Source organism: Streptomyces sp. NPDC047706 (genome assembly GCF_043204795.1).
In the GTDB taxonomy this organism is placed as follows: domain Bacteria; phylum Actinomycetota; class Actinomycetes; order Streptomycetales; family Streptomycetaceae; genus Streptomyces.
Genome location: NZ_JBIDCW010000021.1, coordinates 69,641 through 89,910, shown reverse-complemented (window position 1 = coordinate 89,910; position 20,270 = coordinate 69,641). Strand labels below are relative to the sequence as shown.

The 20,270-nt window shown below is 72.6% G+C and carries 20 protein-coding genes; 7 read left to right on the top strand and 13 right to left on the bottom strand.

The features are described 5' to 3' along the window. Nucleotides 1-206 precede the first annotated feature (206 nt). Complete coding sequence (locus tag ACGF8A_RS24180) at nt 207-923, top strand: DsbA family oxidoreductase (RefSeq protein WP_393111458.1); 717 nt, start codon at nt 207-209, stop codon at nt 921-923. Nucleotides 924-1,018: 95 nt separating this feature from the next. Beyond that, entirely contained in the window at nt 1,019-2,071 is a 1,053-nt protein-coding gene (locus ACGF8A_RS24175; protein ID WP_393111456.1) for an aminotransferase class V-fold PLP-dependent enzyme, read from the top strand. 74 nt (nt 2,072-2,145) lie between these two features. On the opposite strand, the gene thpD is transcribed toward ACGF8A_RS24175, so the two are convergent. The 6 genes from thpD to ACGF8A_RS24145 form a co-directional block, all read right to left on the bottom strand. Continuing rightward, nucleotides 2,146-3,039: an ectoine hydroxylase gene (gene thpD, locus ACGF8A_RS24170; protein WP_393111454.1), complete on the bottom strand. Its 894-nt coding sequence runs from the start codon at nt 3,037-3,039 to the stop codon at nt 2,146-2,148. A 5-nt stretch (nt 3,040-3,044) separates the two neighbouring features. Beyond that, the gene (locus ACGF8A_RS24165) at nt 3,045-3,449 is read right to left on the bottom strand and encodes an ectoine synthase (protein WP_365451587.1); all 405 of its coding nucleotides are present in this window, start codon (nt 3,447-3,449) and stop codon (nt 3,045-3,047) included. A gap of 35 nt (nt 3,450-3,484) precedes the next feature. Then, entirely contained in the window at nt 3,485-4,771 is a 1,287-nt protein-coding gene (gene ectB, locus ACGF8A_RS24160) for a diaminobutyrate--2-oxoglutarate transaminase (RefSeq protein ID WP_393111452.1), read from the bottom strand. 126 nt (nt 4,772-4,897) lie between these two features. Next, nucleotides 4,898-5,422 carry a diaminobutyrate acetyltransferase gene (ectA, locus tag ACGF8A_RS24155; protein WP_393111450.1) on the bottom strand — a complete coding sequence of 175 codons (525 nt, stop codon included), beginning with the start codon at nt 5,420-5,422 and terminating at the stop codon, nt 4,898-4,900. A gap of 328 nt (nt 5,423-5,750) precedes the next feature. Then, entirely contained in the window at nt 5,751-6,284 is a 534-nt protein-coding gene (locus ACGF8A_RS24150; RefSeq protein WP_393111448.1) for a DinB family protein, read from the bottom strand. Between the two features lie 98 nt (nt 6,285-6,382). Then, the gene (locus ACGF8A_RS24145) at nt 6,383-7,504 is read right to left on the bottom strand and encodes a pyridoxal-phosphate-dependent aminotransferase family protein (RefSeq protein ID WP_393111446.1); all 1,122 of its coding nucleotides are present in this window, start codon (nt 7,502-7,504) and stop codon (nt 6,383-6,385) included. A gap of 155 nt (nt 7,505-7,659) precedes the next feature. On the opposite strand from ACGF8A_RS24145, the gene ACGF8A_RS24140 reads away from it, so the two are divergent. From ACGF8A_RS24140 to ACGF8A_RS24125, 4 genes are all read left to right on the top strand, one after another. Next, on the top strand, nt 7,660-8,511 hold the full coding sequence (locus ACGF8A_RS24140) for a transporter substrate-binding domain-containing protein (protein WP_393111444.1): 852 nt from the start codon (nt 7,660-7,662) through the stop codon (nt 8,509-8,511). Continuing rightward, nucleotides 8,508-9,344 (top strand): amino acid ABC transporter permease, encoded by an 837-nt coding sequence (locus ACGF8A_RS24135; RefSeq protein WP_393111442.1) that lies wholly within the window; start codon nt 8,508-8,510, stop codon nt 9,342-9,344. Before ACGF8A_RS24140 ends, ACGF8A_RS24135 begins: the two co-directional genes overlap by 4 nt. Further along, the gene (locus tag ACGF8A_RS24130) at nt 9,341-10,114 is read left to right on the top strand and encodes an amino acid ABC transporter ATP-binding protein (protein WP_393111440.1); all 774 of its coding nucleotides are present in this window, start codon (nt 9,341-9,343) and stop codon (nt 10,112-10,114) included. Before ACGF8A_RS24135 ends, ACGF8A_RS24130 begins: the two co-directional genes overlap by 4 nt. Nucleotides 10,115-10,194: 80 nt before the next feature. Then, complete coding sequence (locus ACGF8A_RS24125) at nt 10,195-11,280, top strand: amidohydrolase family protein (RefSeq protein WP_393111438.1); 1,086 nt, start codon at nt 10,195-10,197, stop codon at nt 11,278-11,280. Between the two features lie 97 nt (nt 11,281-11,377). On the opposite strand, the gene ACGF8A_RS24120 is transcribed toward ACGF8A_RS24125, so the two are convergent. Beyond that, on the bottom strand, nt 11,378-12,625 hold the full coding sequence (locus tag ACGF8A_RS24120) for a serine hydrolase domain-containing protein (RefSeq protein ID WP_393111436.1): 1,248 nt from the start codon (nt 12,623-12,625) through the stop codon (nt 11,378-11,380). A 250-nt stretch (nt 12,626-12,875) separates the two neighbouring features. Between ACGF8A_RS24120 and ACGF8A_RS24115 the strand changes: the two genes are divergently transcribed. After that, entirely contained in the window at nt 12,876-13,805 is a 930-nt protein-coding gene (locus tag ACGF8A_RS24115; RefSeq protein ID WP_393111434.1) for an SCO1860 family LAETG-anchored protein, read from the top strand. A gap of 142 nt (nt 13,806-13,947) precedes the next feature. Here ACGF8A_RS24115 and cobC read toward each other — a convergent pair whose 3' ends face one another. From cobC to cobM, 6 genes are read right to left on the bottom strand one after another with little or no spacing between them, the layout of a single operon-like run. Then, nucleotides 13,948-15,003 (bottom strand): Rv2231c family pyridoxal phosphate-dependent protein CobC, encoded by a 1,056-nt coding sequence (cobC, locus tag ACGF8A_RS24110; protein ID WP_393111432.1) that lies wholly within the window; start codon nt 15,001-15,003, stop codon nt 13,948-13,950. Further along, the gene (locus ACGF8A_RS24105; RefSeq protein ID WP_393111430.1) at nt 14,993-15,916 is read right to left on the bottom strand and encodes a sirohydrochlorin chelatase; all 924 of its coding nucleotides are present in this window, start codon (nt 15,914-15,916) and stop codon (nt 14,993-14,995) included. Before ACGF8A_RS24105 ends, cobC begins: the two co-directional genes overlap by 11 nt. Further along, nucleotides 15,913-16,500, bottom strand: a complete 588-nt coding sequence (locus ACGF8A_RS24100) for a precorrin-8X methylmutase (RefSeq protein WP_393111427.1) — start codon at nt 16,498-16,500, stop codon at nt 15,913-15,915. The genes ACGF8A_RS24105 and ACGF8A_RS24100 overlap by 4 nt, the downstream gene beginning before the upstream one ends. After that, nucleotides 16,497-18,170 (bottom strand): precorrin-3B C(17)-methyltransferase, encoded by a 1,674-nt coding sequence (cobJ, locus tag ACGF8A_RS24095; protein ID WP_393111425.1) that lies wholly within the window; start codon nt 18,168-18,170, stop codon nt 16,497-16,499. The genes ACGF8A_RS24100 and cobJ overlap by 4 nt, the downstream gene beginning before the upstream one ends. Further along, a complete protein-coding gene (gene cbiE / locus ACGF8A_RS24090; RefSeq protein WP_393111423.1) occupies nt 18,167-19,402 on the bottom strand; it encodes a precorrin-6y C5,15-methyltransferase (decarboxylating) subunit CbiE in 1,236 nt (411 codons plus the stop codon). Before cbiE ends, cobJ begins: the two co-directional genes overlap by 4 nt. Beyond that, nucleotides 19,399-20,217, bottom strand: coding sequence for a precorrin-4 C(11)-methyltransferase (gene cobM, locus ACGF8A_RS24085; protein ID WP_393111421.1), 819 nt, complete (start codon nt 20,215-20,217; stop codon nt 19,399-19,401). The genes cbiE and cobM overlap by 4 nt, the downstream gene beginning before the upstream one ends. Between the last annotated feature and the right edge of the window lie 53 nt (nt 20,218-20,270).

Genomic DNA, 20,270 nt, shown 5'->3' with positions numbered 1-20,270 from the left:
CGGGGCATCGCTCGACGTGGTCGGTCGTCGTCATGTCCCTGAGCCTGCCGCTCGCGGCGGCGCACGTCGGCCCGCGAGTTGACCGCCGGGTTGATTCCGCCGTCAACCCCCGGGTCGACACGGGAATCGACGCCACCCCTTGAACGTTCACCCATCTCGTGGAGGGAGACCTCCGTGCCCCTACGAGTCGAAGAGAGCCGAGACATATGCGCGTCGAGATCTGGAGCGACATCGCCTGCCCCTGGTGCTACGTGGGCAAGGCCCGCTTCGAGAAGGCGCTCGCGGCCTTCCCGCACCGCGACGAGGTCGAGGTGGTGCACCGTTCCTTCGAACTGGACCCGGGCCGGGCCAAGGACGACGTGCAGCCCGTGCTGACGATGCTCGCGAAGAAGTACGGCATGAGCGAGGCACAGGCGCGGGCCGGCGAGGACAACCTGGGCGCGCAGGCCGCCGCCGAGGGGCTGGAGTACCGGACGCGTGACCGCGACCACGGCAACACCTTCGACATGCACCGGCTGCTCCACCTGGCCAAGGAGCACGGCCGCCAGGACGAGCTGATGCAGCGGCTGTACCGGGCGAACTTCGCCGAGGAGCAGTCCGTCTTCAACGACGACGAGCGGCTCGTGGGCATCGCCACCGGCGCCGGGCTCGACGAGGCCGAGGTGCGCAAGGTGCTCGCCGACCCGCGGGCCTACGCCGACGAGGTGCGCGCCGACGAGCGGGAGGCCGCACAGCTCGGTGCCAACGGAGTGCCGTTCTTCGTGCTCGACCGGAAGTACGGGGTCTCCGGAGCCCAGCCCGCCGAAGTGTTCGAACGGGCGCTGACCCAGGCCTGGGGCGAGCGCACGCCGCTGACGCTGATCGATGACGGCGAGGCGGACGCGTGCGGCCCTGACGGGTGCGCGGTGCCGCCTCGCCGATGAAGGCGCAGGTCAGGCCGGGTCCATAAGAGACCCTTAGGGAATCCACGTAGAAATGCGCAATGGACGGGGAGATCCTCCGGCCGCACAGTGGATCCATGGAGACCTTCGAGAGCCTGGTCCGTTCCGAGTTCGCCCCGCAGAACACCTATCTGAACACCGCGAGCAACGGGCTGCTGCCGGCCCGCACCGTGACCGCGCTGCACGAGGCCGTGCGGCTGCGGGTCGAGGGCCGGCCCCTGGACCCGCTGTTCGACGACGTGGAGGCCGCTCGCGCCGCCTTCGCCCGGCTGGCCGCGGTCCCGGCCGGCCGGGTGGCGGCGGGTGCCTCGGTCGCCGCGCACACCGGCGTGATCGCCGCCTCGCTCCCCCCGGGTGCCGAAGTCCTCACCGCCGAGGACGACTTCACCTCCGTCCTCAACCCGTTCCATGTGCGCGGCGACCTCAAGGTGCGGGCCGTGCCGCTGGAGCGGATCGCGGAGTCCGTACGCCCGGGCACCGCGCTGGTCGCGGTCAGCGCCGCGCAGTCGGCCGACGGGCGCGTCGCCGACCTGCCCGCGCTGCGCGAGGCGGCCCGCGAGCACGGGGCCCGGACGTACGTCGACTTCTCCCAGGCAGCCGGCTGGCTGCCCATGGACGCGAGTGCCTACGACTTCACCGCCGTGACCTGCTACAAGTGGCTGCTCGGCCCGCACGGGGCGGCCTTCCTCGTCGTCCCGGAGGACTTCGCCGGGCTGACGCCGGTGCTGGCGGGCTGGGTCGCCGGGGAGGTCCCCATGGACAGCTGCTACGGCCCGGTCACCGAACTCGCCCACTCCGCCCGGCGCTTCGACCTCACCCCGGCACTGTTCACCTACGCCGGGCTGCGCCGCTCCCTCGAACTGATCGAGGAACTCGGCGTGGACGCCGTGCACGCCCATGACGTCGCCCTCGCCGACCGCTTCCGCGCGGGACTGGGCGCCCTCGGCCACGAGACCGTCCCCGCGCCGGGCTCGGCGATCGTCTCCGTGCCGGGGCTCGCGCACCGCGCTGAGGAACTGGCGCGCGCGGATGTCCAGGTCTCCGGCCGGGCGGGCAATCTGCGGGCCTCGTTCCACCTGTACAACACGGCCGCCGACGTGGACCGGATCCTCGACGTGCTGTCCGGCTGACCCGCCGCACGACCGGAGCCCGGCCCCTCGTGACGGGGGTCCGGGCTCCGGTCGTAACGCTCAGGCGCGGTGGGTCACTTCACCGGGGTGAAGTCCGTCGCCCCGATGAACGACGGGCGCCGCACCGGCGCGGCGAACGGCTCCACGGCCGTGTTCTCCACGCTGTTGAACACGATGAACACGTTGCTGCGCGGGAACGGCGTGATGTTGTCACCCGACCCGTGCATGCAGTTGCAGTCGAACCAGGTCGCCGAACCGGCCTTGCCGGTGAACAGCTTGATGCCGTACTCCGAGGCCATCGAGGTCAGCGCCTCGTCCGAGGGCGTGCCCGCGTCCTGCATCTGCAGCGACTTCTTGTAGTTGTCCTTCGGCGTGGCCCCCGCGCACCCGAGGAACGTCTTGTGCGACCCCGGCATGATCATGAGCCCGCCGTTGGTGTCGTAGTTCTCGGTCAGTGCGATCGAGACCGACACCGTGCGCATGTTCGGCAGTCCGTCCTCGGCGTGCCAGGTCTCGAAGTCCGAGTGCCAGTAGAAGCCGCTCGCCCCGAAACCGGGCTTGACGTTGATCCGCGACTGGTGGACGTACACGTCCGAGCCGAGGATCTGCCGGGCCCGCCCGACGACCCGCTCGTCGCGCACCAGGGAGGCGAACACCTCGCTGATCCGGTGCACTTCGAAGACGGAGCGGATCTCCTTGGACTGCGGCTCGACGATCGAGCGCTCGTCGGCGCGGATGGCCGGGTCGTTCACCAGCCGGTCGAGTTCCCGCCGGTAGACGGCGACCTCGTCGTCCGTGATGAGCTGCTCGACGGCGAGGAAGCCGTCACGCTCGTACGCCTGGAGATCGGCGACGTCGATCGGGCCCGGCGTGCCGGGCGCGCCCCAGACGACGGGGTCCTTGCGGGGCGTGGACACCTCGGTGGTGCCGCGGCTGGGGTACAGATCGGTGACGCCGGTGGTGGTCATCCCGGTCACACCTCCTCGGGTTCGGTGAGCAGGGGGTAGACGCCGTTCTCGTCGTGGTCCTCCCGCCCGGTCACGGGCGGGTTGAACACGCAGATGCAGCGGAAGTCCTCCTTGACGCGCAGCGTGTGCCGCTCGTGGCCGTCGAGGAGGTACATGGTCCCGGGCGTGATGGTGTACGTCCGGGAGGTCTCGTGGTCGGTCAGCTCGGCCTCGCCCGCTACGCACACCACGGCCTCGACGTGGTTGGCGTACCACATCGACGTCTCGGTGCCGGCGTACAGGACCGTCTCGTGCAGGGAGAAGCCGACCTTCTCCTTGGCGAGGACGATGCGCTTGCTCTCCCAGGTGCCGGACGCCGATTTCACGTGCCGGTCGGTGCCTTCGAGTTCCTTGAACGAACGGACGATCACGGTGGTGCGATGCCTCCTAGATAACGGGTGGTGCTTCAGGCGGTGACGACCGGGGAGGTCTCCCGGACCGCGCGGGCGAGGACACGCAGGCCCTCGTCGAGTTCCTCGGGCGTGATGGTCAGCGCGGGCAGCAGCTTGACGACCTCGCTCTCGGGGCCGGACGTCTCGATGAGCAGCCCCAGTTCGAAGGCGCGCCTGGCGACCCGCCCGGCACGCTCCTTGTCGTGGAACTCCATGCCCCAGACCAGGCCGCGGCCCCGGTACTCCTTGACGTCGGCGAGGTTCTCCTCCGTGATGGCGATCATGGCCTGCTCGACCTGCTCGCCCCGCGCACGGGTCTGCTTCTCCATCGCCGAGCCGTCGGTCCAGTACGTCTCCAGCGCGGCGGTCGCGGTGACGAACGCCGGGTTGTTGCCGCGGAAGGTGCCGTTGTGCTCGCCCGGCTCCCAGACGTCCAGCTCGGGCTTGAACAGGCACAGCGACATGGGGAGCCCGTACCCGCTGATGGACTTCGAAACCGTCACGATGTCGGGGACGACCCCGGCCTCCTCGAAGGAGAAGAAGGCGCCGGTACGGCCGCAGCCCATCTGGATGTCGTCGACGATCAGCAGCATGTCCTGGCGCTCGCACAGCTCGGAGAGCGCGCGCAGCCACTCGGGCCGGGCCACGTTGATGCCGCCCTCGCCCTGCACCGTCTCGACGATCACGGCGGCGGGCTTGTTGAGGCCGGAGCCCTGGTCCTCCAGCAGGCGCTCGAACCACAGGAAGTCCGGGACCGTGCCGTCGAAGTAGTTGTCGAACGGCATCGGTGTGCCGTGCACCAGCGGAATACCGGCACCGGCCCGCTTGAAGGCGTTGCCGGTCACGGCGAGGGAGCCGAGGGACATGCCGTGGAAGGCGTTGGTGAACGAGACGATGGCCTCGCGTCCCTTCACCTTCCGGGCCAGCTTCAGCGCGGACTCCACGGCGTTGGTGCCCGTCGGGCCCGGGAACATGACCTTGTAGGGCAGGTCACGCGGACGCAGCACCAGATCCTGGAAGGTCTGCAGGAAGCCGCGCTTGGCGGTGGTCGACATGTCGAGACCGTGGGTGACGCCGTCCCGCTCCAGGTAGTCGAGCAGCGCTCGTTTCAGCACGGGGTTGTTGTGCCCGTAGTTCAGCGAGCCGGCGCCGGCGAAGAAGTCGAGGTACTCGTGGCCGTCCTCGTCGTGCATCCGGCTGCCGCGCGCACGGTCGAAGACGGTGGGCCAGCCGCGGCAGTAGCTGCGCACCTCGGACTCCAGGGTTTCGAAGACGCTGAGGTCGGGCTGGGTGATGGTCACGGTAATTCGCTCCTCTGTGCGACTGGTCAGTGCGGGGGTCGTGGCGAGAGCAAGCTGGGGGGCATGGGGGAGGGGCGCCGACGGGTCCGCCGAGGCTCGTGTGCCTTGCGTGCCTGCGTGCGCGCGTCAGTCCGACGTGTGCGGCAGGTGGGTCAGCGGGCCGATGCGGTACAGGACCTCGGGGTCGTGCGGGCCGTCCGGGAACTGGTCCGTGCCGAAGAGCACCTCGCGCTCGACGCCCGCGTCGTGGCGCGCGGCGTACGAGGTGAACAGTCGCTCGGAGGCGGTGTTGCCCGGCGTGATCGTGGTCTCGACGGAGGTCAGCCCGTGCTCGGCGGCGACCCGGGCGGTCAGGGCGTCGAGCATGCGTGCGGCGAGCCCCCGGCCGCGCTGGGCGGGGTCCACGGCCACCTGCCAGACGAGCAGGGTCCCGGGGCTGTCCGGCCGCAGGAAGCCGGTGACGAACCCGACGGCCTCGCCGCCGGCCGTCCGCGCCACGGCCGAGGTGCCGGCGAAGTCCCGGCACCACAGGAGGTAGCTGTACGCGGAGTTCAGGTCAAGTGTTCCGGATTCCTTGGCGAGCCGCCAGAAAGCGGCGCCGTCGGCCACCGCCGGGCGGTCTATGTACAGGTCTGCTTGTGCGGCAGTCATGCAAATTCAATTTACCCATCGCGAATTGAAAATGCATTGCCGGGTGGGGTTACGAAAGGTCGCGTCCTGTGTTATCGCGCGTGCGCGGAGGTTGGTGCGAGGGGTGGCAAAATGTCCGTGTTTACCCACGTCATACGGTGCAAAACGGGCGTGATGTGTAATGCGTCACAGCGATGCAACCCGCACGAGACCTCCCCGGACCGGACGGCTCGGTGTGAGCGAAATCGTTGCGTTTAAGGTCGGGAGAAGCGGGCAGAAGCGAACGGGAAGCTGCGCCGGATTAAATTGCGGAATGATGACCGGAGAATGCTCGCTAATTGCCGTGAATTCAGGTTCCGGTCACACCGTCGATACGTTCGCGGAGGATGTCGGCGTGACCGTTGTGCCGGGCGTACTCCTCGATCAGATGGATGAGCACCCAGCGCAGGGACACGTCCATGCCGGCGAGCGGCCCGTCCACCAGCCGCCCGGTGTCGTCCAGCGGTCGGCCGGCGGAGATCTCCCGGCCACGCGCGACCTCGCGGTGCCAGACGGTGAGTGCCTCGTCGAGACCGCGCTCCGGGTGCAGGGCGTACCCGGTCTCCTCCTCGTACACCGGCGGTACGTCGAGACCGGCGAGCACCCGCTGGAACCAGTTCCGCTCGACCTCCGCGAGGTGCTGCACCAGCCCGAGCAGCGTGAGCGACGAGGGCGGGACCGAGGCGAGGCGCAGCTGGGCGTCGTCCAGCCCACGGCACTTCAGCTCCAGAGTGGTCCGGTGGAAGTCGAGCCAGCCCTCCAGCATGGCCCGCTCGTCACCGGTCGTGCTCGGCACCGGCCGGCCGTCGGGGAGGGTCAGGGGGGCGGGGGTGTCAGACGTCATGCGCCGAGCATGCCAGCAACCTCCGGCACCGGACCGGCCCACGCACACCCCGGCCACCGGCTCCCCGAACCGGGGCCCCGGCCCGTTGCCCCCGGTTCCTACCGCCAGGCCTCCTCCGCCGACCGGCGGCAGGCTTCCGGGTTCGTGGGGTGGCCCTGGGCTGCGAGGGCTGCTCCGAGGGCTGCCAGGGTTGCCTGGACCGTGTGGAGGGTGGCGTCCGGGCCGTAGTGGTTGACGCGGATCATCTCCTGGGCCAGGGCGCCGCCGCCCGCCGCGAGCGGCAGGGCCGGGTCGGAGGCGAGGGCGCGGGCGACCAGCTCCGAGGCCACGACGCCCGGCGGAGTGCGCAGGGTCGTCGCCACCGGGGCCGCCTCCGAGGCCTTGTGGACGTACGGCTCCAGGCCGCCGCCCAGGGCCGAGGCCCCGGCGCGCGTCGCCGCCGCGGCGCAGCCGTGGCGGGCCATCACGGTCTCCAGGCCCTCCGTCTCGATGCGTTCGAGGCACGCCTCCAGCGCCAGCATCTCCAGCTGGGCGGGCGCGTGCGGCAGGGCCTCGCGGCCGGCGTCGACCCAGCGCTCCTTCCAGTCCAGCAGCGACAGGTAGGAGCGCCGCGGTGCCCGCGGGTTCGCCGCCATCCGGGCCCACGCCCGCTCGCTCACCGACACCGCCGACACCCCGGCGGGCCCGCCCATCGCCTTCTGCGCGCCGATCACGCACAGATCCACCCCCCAGGCGTCCGGCAGTACGGGCTCGGCGCCCACCGAGGCGACGGCGTCGAGGTAGAAGAGGGCGCCCTGCTCACGCACCACCGCACCGATCTCCGCCACCGGGTTGGTGTTCCCGGTCGCCGCCTCCGCGTGCACCAGCGACACGAAGTCGATCTCCGGGTGCTCGGCGAAGGCCTCCCGGATCCGCTCCGCGGTGACCGCCGTGTGGAAGGGCACCGCGAGGTCGCGCACCGTCGCCCCGCAGTCCCGCAGCCAGTCGCCGAACGTCCGGCCGTACGGGCCGGTGATCACGTTCAGTGCGACCGTCCCCGGCCCCGCGGCCGCCCGGATCGCGCCCTCCAGCGGCAGCAGTGCCTCGCCCTGCATGATCACGACGTCCTGCCGGGTGTCCAGCAGCCGTGCCACCCGGTCCTCGACGGAGGCGAAGTGCGCGGCGCTCAGCGGGGCGAGGTCCAGGAGGGGATGGGTCACGGCGGTGCTCTCTTCGGTCATGGGATCGACGCCGTCGAGCGTAACCGCCCGGCCGTCGGAGCCCCGGTCACCGGTGGTTTCGCAGGTCTCCCGGCCCCGGAGCCATCGGTTTGTTTTGGGCATCCCAAAGCTCTCCTTATAATCGGAACATTCAGTTCCCGCACAGGAGGTACCCCGTGAACACGGTCCTCGGGCGCCGCGCCCGCATACTGGCCGCCATCACCGCGACGGCCGGGCTGGCGCTGGTCGCAGGCTGCTCGTCGGACGGCGACGGCGGCAGCGGTACGAAGACCGCCGCCGGCGGGGTGGAGGTCGTCAAGGCCGGCCAGCTCACCACCTGCACCCACCTGCCGTACCCGCCCTTCCAGTCGGAGATCGACGGCGAGGTGCAGGGCTTCGACGTCTCCCTCGTCGACCTGGTCGCCAAGGACCTCGGCGTGCGGCAGCAGATCGTCGACCAGCCCTTCGAGAACTTCAAGACCGGTGGGTCCCTCAACGCCGGCCAGTGCGACCTGGCCGCCGCCGGCATGACCATCACCGAGGAGCGCAAGAAGAACGTCGACTTCTCCGACCCGTACTTCGAGGCCACCCAGGCCGTGCTGGTCGACAGGAAGAGCGGCATCAAGTCCTTCGCCGAGCTCAAGGGCAAGAAGGTCGGCGCGCAGGCGCAGACCACCGGTGAGGACCACGCCAAGAGCCAGGGCCTCGACCCGGTCTCCTTCGAGTCCTCCGACGCCGTCCTCAACGGCCTGCGCACCGGCCAGGTCGAGGCCGTCGTCATCGACTACCCGGTCGTCCAGGGCTGGCTCAAGGACAAGGCCAACGCGGCCGCCTTCCAGGTCGCCGAGCAGGTCAACACCGGTGAGCAGTACGGCTTCACGGTGAAGAAGGGCAACACCGAACTGCTCGCCGCCATCAACAAGGCGCTCGCCGACGCCAAGGCCGACGGCACGTACAAGAAGCAGTACGAGCAGTGGATCGGCCCGTACGAGGAGTCCGCCGCCTCCCCCTCGCCCGCCGCCTCATGACCGACGCCACCAAGGCCGAGGTGCAGCCGGCCAGGAAGAGGCTGACGCGGCGTCAGAGGCGCAGCCTGTCCCGGGGCGCGCAGTACGTCGTGTTCGTCGGCGCCCTGATCGCCCTCGCGGCCGGCGCCGACTGGGGCCGGCTGGCCAACCAGTTCGCCCAGGGCGACATCGCCCGGCAGATGTTCCCGGACGTCATCACGCTGGCGCTGAAGAACACCGTGCTCTACACCGTCTCCGGCTTCGCCGTCGGCCTGGTGCTCGGCATGGTGCTGGCGCTGATGCGGCTGTCGTCCGTCGGCCCCTACCGCTGGGTCGCCGGCGTCTACATCGAGATCTTCCGCGGCCTGCCCGCCCTGCTGATCTTCATCTTCATCGGCGTGGCCGTCCCGCTCGCCTTCCCCGGAACCGAGATCCCCGGCGGCACCTACGGCAAGGTCGCCCTCGCGCTCGGCCTGGTGGCGGCGGCGTACATGGCGGAGACGTTCCGCGCGGGCATCCAGGCGGTGCCCAAGGGACAGATGGAGGCGGCCCGTTCGCTGGGCTTCTCCCCGGCCCGCGCGATGGTCTCGATCATCCTCCCGCAGGCCTTCCGGATCATCCTGCCGCCGCTCACCAACGAACTCGTGCTCCTCTTCAAGGACTCCTCGCTGGTGCTGTTCCTCGGGGTCACGCTGGAGGAACGGGAGCTGTCGAAGTTCGGCCGTGACCTGGCCAGCCAGACCGCCAACTCCACGCCGATCCTGGTCGCCGGCCTGTGCTATCTGCTGGTCACCATCCCGCTCGGCTTCGTCGTACGCCGCATGGAGGCGAAGGCCCAGGAGGCCGTGAAATGAGCCGGCCCGAGATCGAGATCCGCGACCTGCACAAGTCCTTCGGCGACAACGACGTCCTGCGCGGCATCGACCTGGAGATCGGCCAGGGCGAGGTCGCGTGCGTCATCGGCCCCTCCGGCTCCGGCAAGTCGACGCTGCTGCGCTGCGTCAACCTGCTGGAGGAGCCGACCAGGGGCCAGGTCCTCGTCGGGGGCACCGAACTCACCGACCCGGACGTCGACATCGACGCCGTACGCCGCCGGATCGGCATGGTCTTCCAGCAGTTCAACCTCTTCCCGCACCTCACGGTGACCGAGAACCTCACCCTGCCGCAGCGCCGGGTGCTGCGCCGGGGCAAGGCCGCGGCCGCGAAGGTGGCCGCGGAGAACCTGGAGCGCGTGGGCCTCGCCGAGAAGGCGAACGCGTACCCGTCCTCCCTCTCCGGCGGCCAGCAGCAGCGCGTGGCCATCGCCCGTGCCCTGGCGATGGGCCCGCAGGTCATGCTCTTCGACGAGCCGACCTCGGCCCTCGACCCGGAACTCGTCGGGGACGTGCTCGCCGTCATGCGCGTGCTCGCCCAGGAGGGCATGACGATGATGGTCGTCACCCATGAGATGACCTTCGCCCGTGAGGTGGCGGACAGGGTGGTCTTCATGGACGGCGGGCTGATCGTCGAGGACGGCGGCCCCGAGCAGGTCATCGCCCGCCCCCAGCACGAGCGCACCCGTCACTTCCTCTCCAGGCTCCTCGACCCCGCCATGGCAAGCGTGGAGGAGGACAACGCCAGTTGAGGGGCTCGGGAAACCGCTCGACCGGCCCCACGATCCGCACCCGGAAACCGGCCGTACAGCGGGGCGTTAGGGTGCGGTACATGAGCGAAGTGCTGCACGTGAGGGGCCGCGTCCTCGTAGGTCCCGACGACGTCCGCGACGAGCTGTGGGTGATCGACGGGCGGATCTCCTACGACCGCCCCGCCGGCGTCCGCGACGTGCGCACCGTGCGGGGCTGGGCCCTCCCCGGCCTGGTCGACGCCCACTGCCACGTCGGCCTCGACCAGCATGGCGCGGTCCCCCAGGACGTCGCCGAGAAGCAGGCGCTCACCGACCGTGACGCCGGCACCCTGCTGATCCGCGATGCGGGCTCGCCCTCGGACACCCGCTGGATCGACGACCGCGAGGACCTGCCGAAGATCATCCGTGCCGGCCGCCACATCGCCCGCACCCGCCGCTACATCCGCAACTACGCCCACGAGATCGAGCCGGAGGACCTCGTCGCCTACGTCGCCCAGGAGGCCCGCCGCGGCGACGGCTGGGTCAAGCTCGTCGGCGACTGGATCGACCGCGACCTCGGCGATCTGTCGGCCTGCTGGCCGAGGGACGCGGCCGAGGCCGCCATCGCGGAGGCCCACCGGCTGGGCGCCCGCGTGACCGCCCACTGCTTCGCCGAGGACTCCCTGCGGGACCTGGTCGAGGCGGGCATCGACTGCGTCGAGCACGCCACCGGCCTCACCGACGACCTGATCCCGCTCTTCGCCGAGCGCGGCGTCGCGATCGTCCCGACCCTCGTCAACATCGCCACCTTCCCCACGCTGGCCGACGCCGGCGACTCCAGGTTCCCCGCCTGGTCGGCCCATATGCGCAGGCTCCACGCACGCCGCTACGACACCGTCCGCAGCGCCTACGACGCCGGCATCCCGGTCTATGTCGGCACCGACGCGGGCGGCTCACTGGCACACGGCCTCGCGGCCGCCGAGGTGGAGGAACTGGTCACCGCCGGGATCCCCCCGCTCCAGGCCCTGTCGGCGGCGACCTGGTCGGCCCGGCGGTGGCTCGGCCGCCCCGGCCTCGACGAGGGGGCCCCGGCCGACCTGGTGGTGTACGCGACGGACCCCCGTGCGGACGTGCGGGCGCTGGCGGCCCCGCGGAGGGTGGTGCTCGACGGCCGGATCGTCGGCTAGACCCGCCCGGCGCCCGGCGCCCGGCGCCCGGCGCCCGAAGCCGCGGTCGCGCCCGGCGGATGCAGCGGCCCCGGCGGATGCAGCAGCCCCGGCGGATTCAGCGGCCCGTCGGCTGGGCGGGCAGGTCGAACACGTGCCGAGGGCTGACGATCTTCGTGATGGCGTCGCCGAAGAGCGTGCTGGGCTCCGTGCCGCCCTCGCCGATGTCCGTGTTCAGCACCACGACGAGGGTGGCCTCGGCCTGCGGCAGATAGATGGTCAGCGACTCGTAGCCAGGCAGGGAGCCGTTGTGCCCGATCCAGCCCTGGACCTCGAAGATGCCGAGCCCGTACCCGGCGCCCGGGATGCCGGTGGGCGGTGTTTCGAGCCGCTGCTTCTGGGTGGCGGGGCTGACCAGGGTGCGGCCGTCGGGCAGGACACCGGTGGCGACGGTGGGCGCCCAGACGCGCAGATCCTCCAGGGTGGAGATCATCGCGCCGGCCGCCCAGGCCCAGGAGGGGTTCCAGTAGGTGCTGTCGGCGACCTTCCCGTCCGCGGTCTGGTTGGTGTACCCGTGGGCGTGCGGCTCCGGGAAGGCGGCATCCGTCGCCAGCAGCGTGCGGTCCATGCCGGCGGGCCCCGTGACACTCTTTCGGATGTAGTCCCGCAGCGGCAGGCCGCTGATCTCCTCGACGACCAGCCCGAGCAGGATCAGGTTGGTGTTGCTGTAGGAGAACTTCTCGCCCGGCGGGAAGAGCACCGGGTGCCTGAAGGAGTAGTCGAGCAGTTCCCGCGGGGTGAAGGGCCGCTGGGGGTCGGACGTCAGCGCCTTGAAGAAGTCCTGGTCCTCGGAGTAGTTGTAGAGCCCGCTGCGCATCCCGGCCAGCTGGCGAAGGGTGATCTTGTCCCCGTTGGGCACGCCCTCGACGTACTGGCCGATGACGTCGTCGAGACCGATCCTGTCCTCGTCGGCCAGCCGCAGCAGCGCCGTCACGGTGAAGGTCTTGGTCTCACTGCCGATCCGCGTGTACAGGTCCGGCGTCATCGGCCGGCCGGTCTCCTTGTCGGCGACGCCGAACGAGCGCACATGACTGCCCTTGCCGGGTGTCCACAGGCCCACGGTCACACCGGGTACGTCCGCGTCCCGCATGACCTTCTCGACGGCCGCGTCGACCTGACGCTTCACCTCGGGCGTGAGGGTACGGAAGCCGTCCGAGGGCGACGGGGAAGGTGAGGGCTGCCCGGCCGCGGCCGTGGCGGACCCTGGTGCTCCCAAGGCGGTTGTGCCCGCGGCCGGGGCCAGGAGCGCCCCCACAGCCGCCGCGATCACCGCCCCCCTGCGCCATCTTCGACAGGAACGCGTCATGGGCTGTCTCCCCGCCGTACGAGCAGAGGCCCGCGACCTCGGGCCGCAAGGCTCTTTGCCTCAGCATAGGAGCGCTCCCGCCGCGCCGCCTGTCGGAGTGCCCGGCGTGCGCACAGGCGTACCGGGAAATCGAACTCGTTCACAGAAACCCCACGATGGAGTGAAGTGACGCAGGATTGCCGCCCGTTCACTCTCGGTGCGTAATTCTTGCGGAGTCCCACGCATCACTCTTCTGGGGGGTCCTACCACCTTGAACAGCAACAACTTCCGTATGCCCGCACGCCGTCCGGTCGCGCTCGCGGCCGCCGCCGTCCTCGCCGCCGGTCCCGCGGCGCTGGCCGGCGCGGGCCCCGCGCACGCGACAGGGGACCAGGGCCGCGCGAGCGCGCTCGTCCTGCGCACCGGACTGGACGTCTCCCTGCTCAACAAGACCGTCGACGTCCCGCTCGCGGTCACCCTGAACGAGGTGCAGGCCCCGCAGAGCGCCGAGAAGACCGCGCTCACCGCCCAGTTGGACGGCGTCGACGGCGGAAGGCCGTTCAGCGTGCTGCGCGCGGACGTGGCGCAGGCCAAGGCCACCGTGGCCGACGGGAAGGCGGAGGGCAGCACCCGGCTGGCCGGCGCCCGGCTGAACGTGCCCGGTCTGCCGCTGCTGTCGGTCATCGAGGTCGAGACCGTCACGTCGACCGCGACCTGCGCCGCGGGGGAGGCCCCGGTCGCCGAGTCCGACGTCGCCGGGGTGACCGTGCTGGGCAAGAAGGTGACGCTCACCGCCGGTGGGACGACGAACGTGACGGTACCGGGCGTGGGCGAGGTGCGCCTGGACCTGTCCCGGCGCGAGACGACCTCCCGTACGGCGGCCGCCACCGCTCTCGAACTGAACGTGTCCGTCAACCCGCTGAAGCTCAACGTGGCCGATGTACGGGGCACCGTGACCCTGGCCAAGGCGACCTGCGAGACGCCTCCCGCGCCCGCCGAGCCGGAGGAGGAGGCCCCCGCGCCGAGCGCCGCGACGGGCACCGACCCCGTCACCGGGGTCGAGCCCCAGGGCGGCGCCGCGGAGGCCGGCCTCGCGGAGACCGGGGGCGACTCGACGACCCCGTACATCGCGGGCGGCGCCCTCGCCCTGCTGGTGGCCGGCGGCGGAGCGGTCGCCCTGGCCCGCCGCGACCGCGGCTGACGCCTGGCCGCCACGGGCCCGTGCCGCCGGCCGGACGCCGGCACGGGCCCGCGGCGACCCCGGGCAACCGCAGGCTGCCCTACGCCGGCGGCACCTCAACGGTGCCGGGTTCCGCTTCCCGCAGGCCCCCATGGCCCGGGGATCAGCGGTCCTGCTCCGTCAAGGCCCGCTCCAGCGCCCGCAGGAAGGAGCCGGCCGTCGCCCGGTCCCGTACCGCCAGCCGCAGCCAGTCCTCGTCGAGCCCCGGGAAGGTGTCCCCGCGCCGGACCGCGAAGCCGAGGGCGCGCAGCCGCCGGCGTACGGCGGCGGCCCGTGGCAGCCGGACGAGGAGGAAGGGGCCCTCGGCCGGTGTCACGATCCGGAGCCCGGGGATCCGCGACAGCCCCGCCACCAGGTGGGCCCGGTCGGCGGCGACGCGGTGGGCGGCATGGCCCGCCTCCGCCAAGGCCCGGGGCGTCACGCACGCCTCGGCGGCGGCCAGCGCGGGTGTCGAGACGGGCCACAGCGGCTGGGCGCGTTCGAGGTCCGCGACGGTCTCGGGGGAGGCGAGGACGTACCCGACGCGCAGCCCCGCCAGGCCCCATGTCTTGGTCAGGCTGCGCAGCACGACGAGCCCGGGGACGTCCGTCCGCCCGGCCAGCGTCTCCCGCTCGCCGGGCACGGCGTCCATGAACGCCTCGTCCACGACCAGCGTCCGCCCGGGACGTGCCAGTCGGGTCACGGCCGATGCCGGGTGCAGCACAGACGTCGGGTTGGTCGGGTTGCCGATCACCACCAGGTCGGCGTCGTCCGGTACCGCCGCGGGATCCAGGCGGAAGCCGTCCGCCTCGCGCAGCGGCACCCGGCCGACGGTGTGCCCGGCGTCCCGCAGGGCGGCCTCCGGCTCGGTGAACTGCGGGTGCACGACGACCGGGTGACGTACTTCCAGCGCCCGCGCCAGCAGCACGAAGGCCTCGGCGGCACCGGCCGTCAGCAGCACCCGCTCCACGCCGACCCCGTGCCGTGCGGCCACCGCGGCCCGCGCGCGCCGCCCGTCCGGATAGGCGGCGAGCCCGGCCAGCGAGCCGGCGACGACCTCGCGCAGCCAGAGCGGGGGCGTGTCCGCGCGGACGTTGACGGCGAGGTCGACGAGGTCCGCGCCGTCGTCGCGGACCTCGGCGTCGCCGTGATGGCGCAGATCGTGCCCGTCAGTGGGCATGGGAGTGCGCGCCGTGGTGATGCCCGTGCCCGTGGTGGCCGTCGTCGTCGGGGTGGAAATGCGGCTGCTGCGGCAGGCCCACCTTGTCCTCGAAGCCGGGCAGCGCTATGCGGTAGACGCAGGTGTCGCAGTTCATCCGCAGATCGCCCGTCACGGCCTCCTCGTACCGCTCCATCACGAGGTCGAGCAGTTCCGGCTCCGGGCCGATCACGTCCGCCGAGCGCACCTCGACCTCGGGGTGCGCGGCCGCCCAGCCCTCCGTCTGCGATCGCACCCGGTCGGGGAGGATGCCGGTGAACAGGAAGTAGGGCAGCACGATGATCCGCCGCGCCCCCAGCCGCACACACCGGTCCAGCCCGCTCGGTACGTCCGGCGCCGCCAGCGACACGAACGCCGTCTCCACCCCGGCGTACCCGCGCCCCTCCCACAGCAGCCGGGCCGCCTTGTGCACCTCGGCGTTGGCGTCCGGGTCGGTGGACCCGCGCCCCACCAGCAGCACCGTCACGTCGGCGCGGTCCCCGGGCGTACGCCCCCCGGTGCCCAGCGCCTCGTCGAGCCGCCGCTCCAGCACCGACAGCAGCCCCGGGTGCGGGCCCAGCGGGCGCCCGTAGGTGTAGGAGATCCCGGGGTGCCGCTCCTTCTCGCGGGCCAGCGCGGCGGGGATGTCGCCCTTGGCGTGCCCGGCGGACACCAGCATCAGCGGCACGGCGGCGAAGCGGCGTACGCCCCGCTCCACGAGCTCGGTGACGGCCTCGCCCAGCGGCGGCGGTGACAGCTCGATGAACCCGCCCGCGACGGGCAGTTCCGGGTTGCGGCGCCCCAGCTCCCGGACGAAGTCGCGGAACGCCTCGGCTCCGGCTTCGTCCCGGGTGCCGTGGCCGGCGATGAGCAGGGCGGGCGGCGGGGTGGTCACGGTTTCTCCTCGTGCGAAGTGGGGTGGTACAGCAGGGCGTTGAGCGCGGCCGCGGCGACCGCCGAACCGCCCCTCTCGGACACGTTGCTCACGGCGGGCAGTCCGCTCTCCCGCAGCGCCGCCTTGGACTCGGCGGCGCCGACGAAACCGACGGGCAGCCCGATCACCAGCGCGGGCCGCGCGTCCAGCGTCAGCAGCTCCTCCAGCGCGGTCGGGGCACAGCCGACCACCCAGATCGCGCCCGGCCCGACGTCCTCGTACGCCAGCCGCACGGCGTGCGCCGAACGCGTCAGCCCCGGCCCGGACCGGGCGTCCCTGAGCCGGCAGACGGTGTCGCGCCGGGTGATACCGGCGGCGACCATCTCGACGTCCACGACGACGGCGGCGCCGGAGTGCAGCGCCGCATGGGCGGACACCAGGTCCCCCTCGTCCATGACGAGGTCGTCCGCGTAGTCGAGGTCGGCGGCGGAGTGGATCACCCGCTCCACCACCGCCCGCGTGAGCTGCGGGAAGCGGGAGGTGTCCAGCCGGGTGCGCAGCCGCCGGAAGGACTCCTGCTCGATGGGGTGGACCACACGGTTCACCGGGCCTCCTCCTGCTGCCAGCGGTAGCCGCGCGGCGTCACCATGCGCCCCGCGATCTCCCGGGTGGCCGTGTTGCCCACAGTCACGACCGTCATCATGTCGACCGTCGCCGGATCGAGTGCGGCGAGGGTGGTCAGCCGGCTGGACTCGTCCGGCCGGGAGGCGTTGCGTACGACACCGACGGGCGTCGTCGGCGCGCGGTGCTCCGCGAGGATCGCCAGCGCCTTGGGCAGCTGCCGGTCGCGGCCCCGGCTGCGCGGGTTGTAGAACGTCACGACGATGTCCGCCTCGGCGGCCGCCCGGACCCGCCGCTCGATGACCTCCCACGGCGTGTGCAGGTCGGACAGGCTGATCGACACGTGGTCGTGCCCGAGCGGGGCCCCGAGGATCGCGCCGGCGGCCAGCGCGGCGGTCACTCCGGGGACGCCGACCACGTCGATGTCGTCGCCGGCCTCGGCCAGCGCGGGCGACGCCATGGCGTAGACGCCCGCGTCACCGCTGCCGATCAGCGCGACCGCGTGCCCCTTGCGCGCCTCCTCGACCGCCGTGCGCGCACGTTCCTCCTCGGCGCCCAGCCCCGACTCCAGGATCCGGGTGCCGGGGCGCAGCAGATCGCGGATCTGGGCGACGTACTGGTCGAGCCCCACGAGGACGGAGGCGCGGCGCAGCTCCGCCCCGGCGCGCGGGGTGAGCAGATCGCGGGCCCCGGGCCCGAGCCCGACCACCGCGAGCCTGCCGCGCGCGGGCCGCCGTACGACCGCGCACGTCGCCATCGCCGACTTCCGCTTGGGGACGAGGAGTTCGCCGCCGCCGAGGAGCGCCGCGGCCTCCGCGACGGAGGGGGTCCCGACGGCGGCGAGGGGGGCGTCGGAGGGGTTGGGGACCTCGACGGCCGCCAGCCGCTCGGCGGAGTACGTCACCAGGGGCACGCCCAGCCGCTCGGCGGCGGCGACGATCCCGGCCTCCTCGGCCTTGGCGTCGACGGTGGCGAGTCGGGCGATGCTGCGAGGGGACAGACCGGCCTCCCGCAGGGCGCCCCCGACCAGCGCGAGCACCTCGTCGACGGGGGCTCCCTTCGAGGCGCCGACGCCGACGACGAGGGACGGCGGCCGCAGGACGACCTCGCCCGCCGCGGGCTCCGTGGCACGGTCGCTGACCCGGATGACGTAGGCCCCTTCCGCGGCGACCGGCAGCGCGGGCAGCGGCCACGCCGACTCGGCGCGCAGGGCGACCGGTTCGCCGTCGAGCAGCGCCCGGGACACGGCGGCCACGTCACCCTCCACGGGCAGGCCCAGCGTGTCCAGACCGGCCAGCCCGACGGAGTCCGTCGCCGTGGTGACGACGGGCTCGGCACCCAGCAACGCACCCACCTCACGGGCGAGTTCGTTGGCACCGCCGCCGTGCCCGCCCACCAGGGAGACCGCGAACCGGCCGCCCTCGTCGACGCACACCACTCCGGCGTCGGACGCCTTGTCACCCAGCAGCGGGGCCACGAGCCGTACCACGGCGCCCGTGGCCAGGAAGCACACCAGCTGCTCGCACTCCACGAAGGCGGCCCGCACGGCGTCCCCCACGGGACCCTCGTACACGCGCGTCCGGTCCGGCCACGCCGCGGCCAGCCGGTCCCGCGCCGCCGCTCCCGCCGCCGTGGCGCAGATGAGCCCGATCACTGAGGAACTCCTTCGGTACACGCCGGGGGCCGGACGCCCCACAGCAGGAAGACGGGGTTGGCGGCCGCGAGACGGCTCACCTCACCCGGCAGCGGCGCGAGCCGCGACGACTGCAACAGCACCCCGTCACAGGTGAACCCGGCCCCGGTGAGCGCCTCGCGCACCCCCGGCACCCGGTCCAGCGCGGCCAGGGCGACGACCACCGTCCGCCGCGCCCGCCGCGCGCACTGCGCGACAAGGGCGGGCAGCTCACGCCCCCCGCCCCCGACGAACACCGCGTCGGGGTCGTCGAGCCCGGCCAGCGCCCCGGGCGCCTGCCCGTGCACCACCCGGACGTCGACGCCGTGCGCCGCCGCGTTGGCCCGGATCCGCTCCACACCGTCCGCCGTCTTCTCCACGGCGACGACCGCGGCACCGAGCCGCGCGCACTCGACGGCCACCGATCCGGACCCCGCCCCGACGTCCCAGACCAGATCACCGAGGCGCGGCCCGAGCCGGGCCAGGGCCAGTGCCCGCACCTCGAACTTGGTGATCATCGAGTCCCGGTGCGTGAACTCGCCCTCGTCCAGCGCCCATCCGGCGGGCCCCCCGGCAGGGCCCGCGACGGTACGCACCGCGCCGAGCGTCCGACGCTCGTCCAGGCACAGCACGACGCTCACCGCCGCCCCCCAGTCGCGGGCCGCGGCCTCGGCGGGCGTCACCCGCTCCACCCGCTCCCCGGCCGGGTCACCCAGCGCGGAGGCGACCACGAGCACGCGGTCGCTGTGCAGCAGCGCCGCCCCCAGCTGCGCGGGTCCGGCGCCCGGCCCGGTCAGCACGGCCACCTTCGGCCGTGCCCGGCACACGTTCACCGCCGTCCGCAGCTCCCTCCCGTGCGCGGAGACGACCACCGCGTCGTCCCAGGGCAGCCCGGCGCGCGCGAACGCGCCGGCCACGGACGAGACACCCGCCCGGACCTCGAGCCGCTCCGTCCCGAACCGCTCGGCGAGCGCCCGTACGATGCCGAAGAACCCGGGGTCCCCCGACGCCAGCACCACGACCTGCCGGTCCTCGGCGACGTACTCCTCGATGGTGTCGAGCGCGGGGGCCAGCGGCCCGAGCACGATCCGCCCCGCCGCCTCGGGCAGGCGCACGGCCTGAAGATGGCGCCGCCCGCCGACGACCAGTTCGGCGCCGGCGGCCACGTCGTCCGGCAGCGGTGCGCCGGTGCCCGTGCCGACGACCCTGATCATGTGCTCGCGCCCCGTTCGCGCAGGGCCCTGCGGGCCTCGGGGTCGGCCTTGCGGAAGCCGTGGAAGTGGCCCGGGTGGTAAAGGTGCGAGCGGGTGCCGTGCGCGTCGAGCGCCGGACCCACCAGGAAGAGGGTGTGCTTCCAGAGCTTGTGCTCCTTCACCGTCTTCTCCAGCGTCCCGACCGTGCACCGCACGACCAGCTCCTCCGGCCAGGTCGCCTGGTACGCGACGACGACCGGGGTGGCCGTCGGATAGCCGCCCTCCAGCAGCTCCCGCACCAACTGCCCGCTGCGGGCCGCCGACAGGAAGACCGCCATGGTGGTGCCGTGCCGGGCGAACTCACGCACCTCCTCGCCCGGCGGCATCGGCGTCTTGCCGCCGCCGAGCCGGGTGAGCACGACGGACTGCGCCACCTCGGGGATCGTCAGCTCCCGCCCGGCGATCGCGGCGACGGCGGAGAACGAGGAGACGCCCGGCACGATCTCGGTCGCGATGCCGAGCGCGGCACACCGGTCGGCCTGCTCCTGCGTACCGCCCCACAGGGCAGGGTCGCCGGAGTGGATGCGGGCCACCTTCAGCCCCTCGGCCCGGGCCCGCTCGTACACGGCCACGACGTCCTCCAGCGACATCGTCGCCGAGTCGAGGATCTCGGCGCCCGCACGGGCGTGTTCGAGCACCTCCGCCTGGACCAGGCTCGCGGCCCAGATCACGACGTCGGCCTCGGCGATGGCACGCGCGGCACGGAACGTCAGCAGATCGGCGGCGCCGGGGCCGGCACCGACGAAGGTCACCTTGCCGGTGGGGGCTTCGGCCATGGGTTCGAGTCCTCTCGTACGGAAGTCAACGCGCGTGCGGCCGGATGTGCGCG

Coding starts and splice junctions, on each gene's coding strand:
- ACGF8A_RS24125 (WP_393111438.1), top strand. CDS start 10,195: ATGAGCGAAGTGCTGCACGTGAGGGGCCGCGTCCTCGTAGGTCCCGAC.
- cbiE (WP_393111423.1), bottom strand. CDS start 19,402: ATGATCAGGGTCGTCGGCACGGGCACCGGCGCACCGCTGCCGGACGAC.
- ACGF8A_RS24150 (WP_393111448.1), bottom strand. CDS start 6,284: ATGACGTCTGACACCCCCGCCCCCCTGACCCTCCCCGACGGCCGGCCG.
- ectA (WP_393111450.1), bottom strand. CDS start 5,422: ATGACTGCCGCACAAGCAGACCTGTACATAGACCGCCCGGCGGTGGCC.
- ACGF8A_RS24130 (WP_393111440.1), top strand. CDS start 9,341: ATGAGCCGGCCCGAGATCGAGATCCGCGACCTGCACAAGTCCTTCGGC.
- ACGF8A_RS24135 (WP_393111442.1), top strand. CDS start 8,508: ATGACCGACGCCACCAAGGCCGAGGTGCAGCCGGCCAGGAAGAGGCTG.
- cobM (WP_393111421.1), bottom strand. CDS start 20,217: ATGGCCGAAGCCCCCACCGGCAAGGTGACCTTCGTCGGTGCCGGCCCC.
- ACGF8A_RS24180 (WP_393111458.1), top strand. CDS start 207: ATGCGCGTCGAGATCTGGAGCGACATCGCCTGCCCCTGGTGCTACGTG.
- thpD (WP_393111454.1), bottom strand. CDS start 3,039: ATGACCACCACCGGCGTCACCGATCTGTACCCCAGCCGCGGCACCACC.
- ACGF8A_RS24120 (WP_393111436.1), bottom strand. CDS start 12,625: ATGACGCGTTCCTGTCGAAGATGGCGCAGGGGGGCGGTGATCGCGGCG.
- cobC (WP_393111432.1), bottom strand. CDS start 15,003: ATGCCCACTGACGGGCACGATCTGCGCCATCACGGCGACGCCGAGGTC.
- ACGF8A_RS24145 (WP_393111446.1), bottom strand. CDS start 7,504: ATGACCGAAGAGAGCACCGCCGTGACCCATCCCCTCCTGGACCTCGCC.
- ACGF8A_RS24175 (WP_393111456.1), top strand. CDS start 1,019: ATGGAGACCTTCGAGAGCCTGGTCCGTTCCGAGTTCGCCCCGCAGAAC.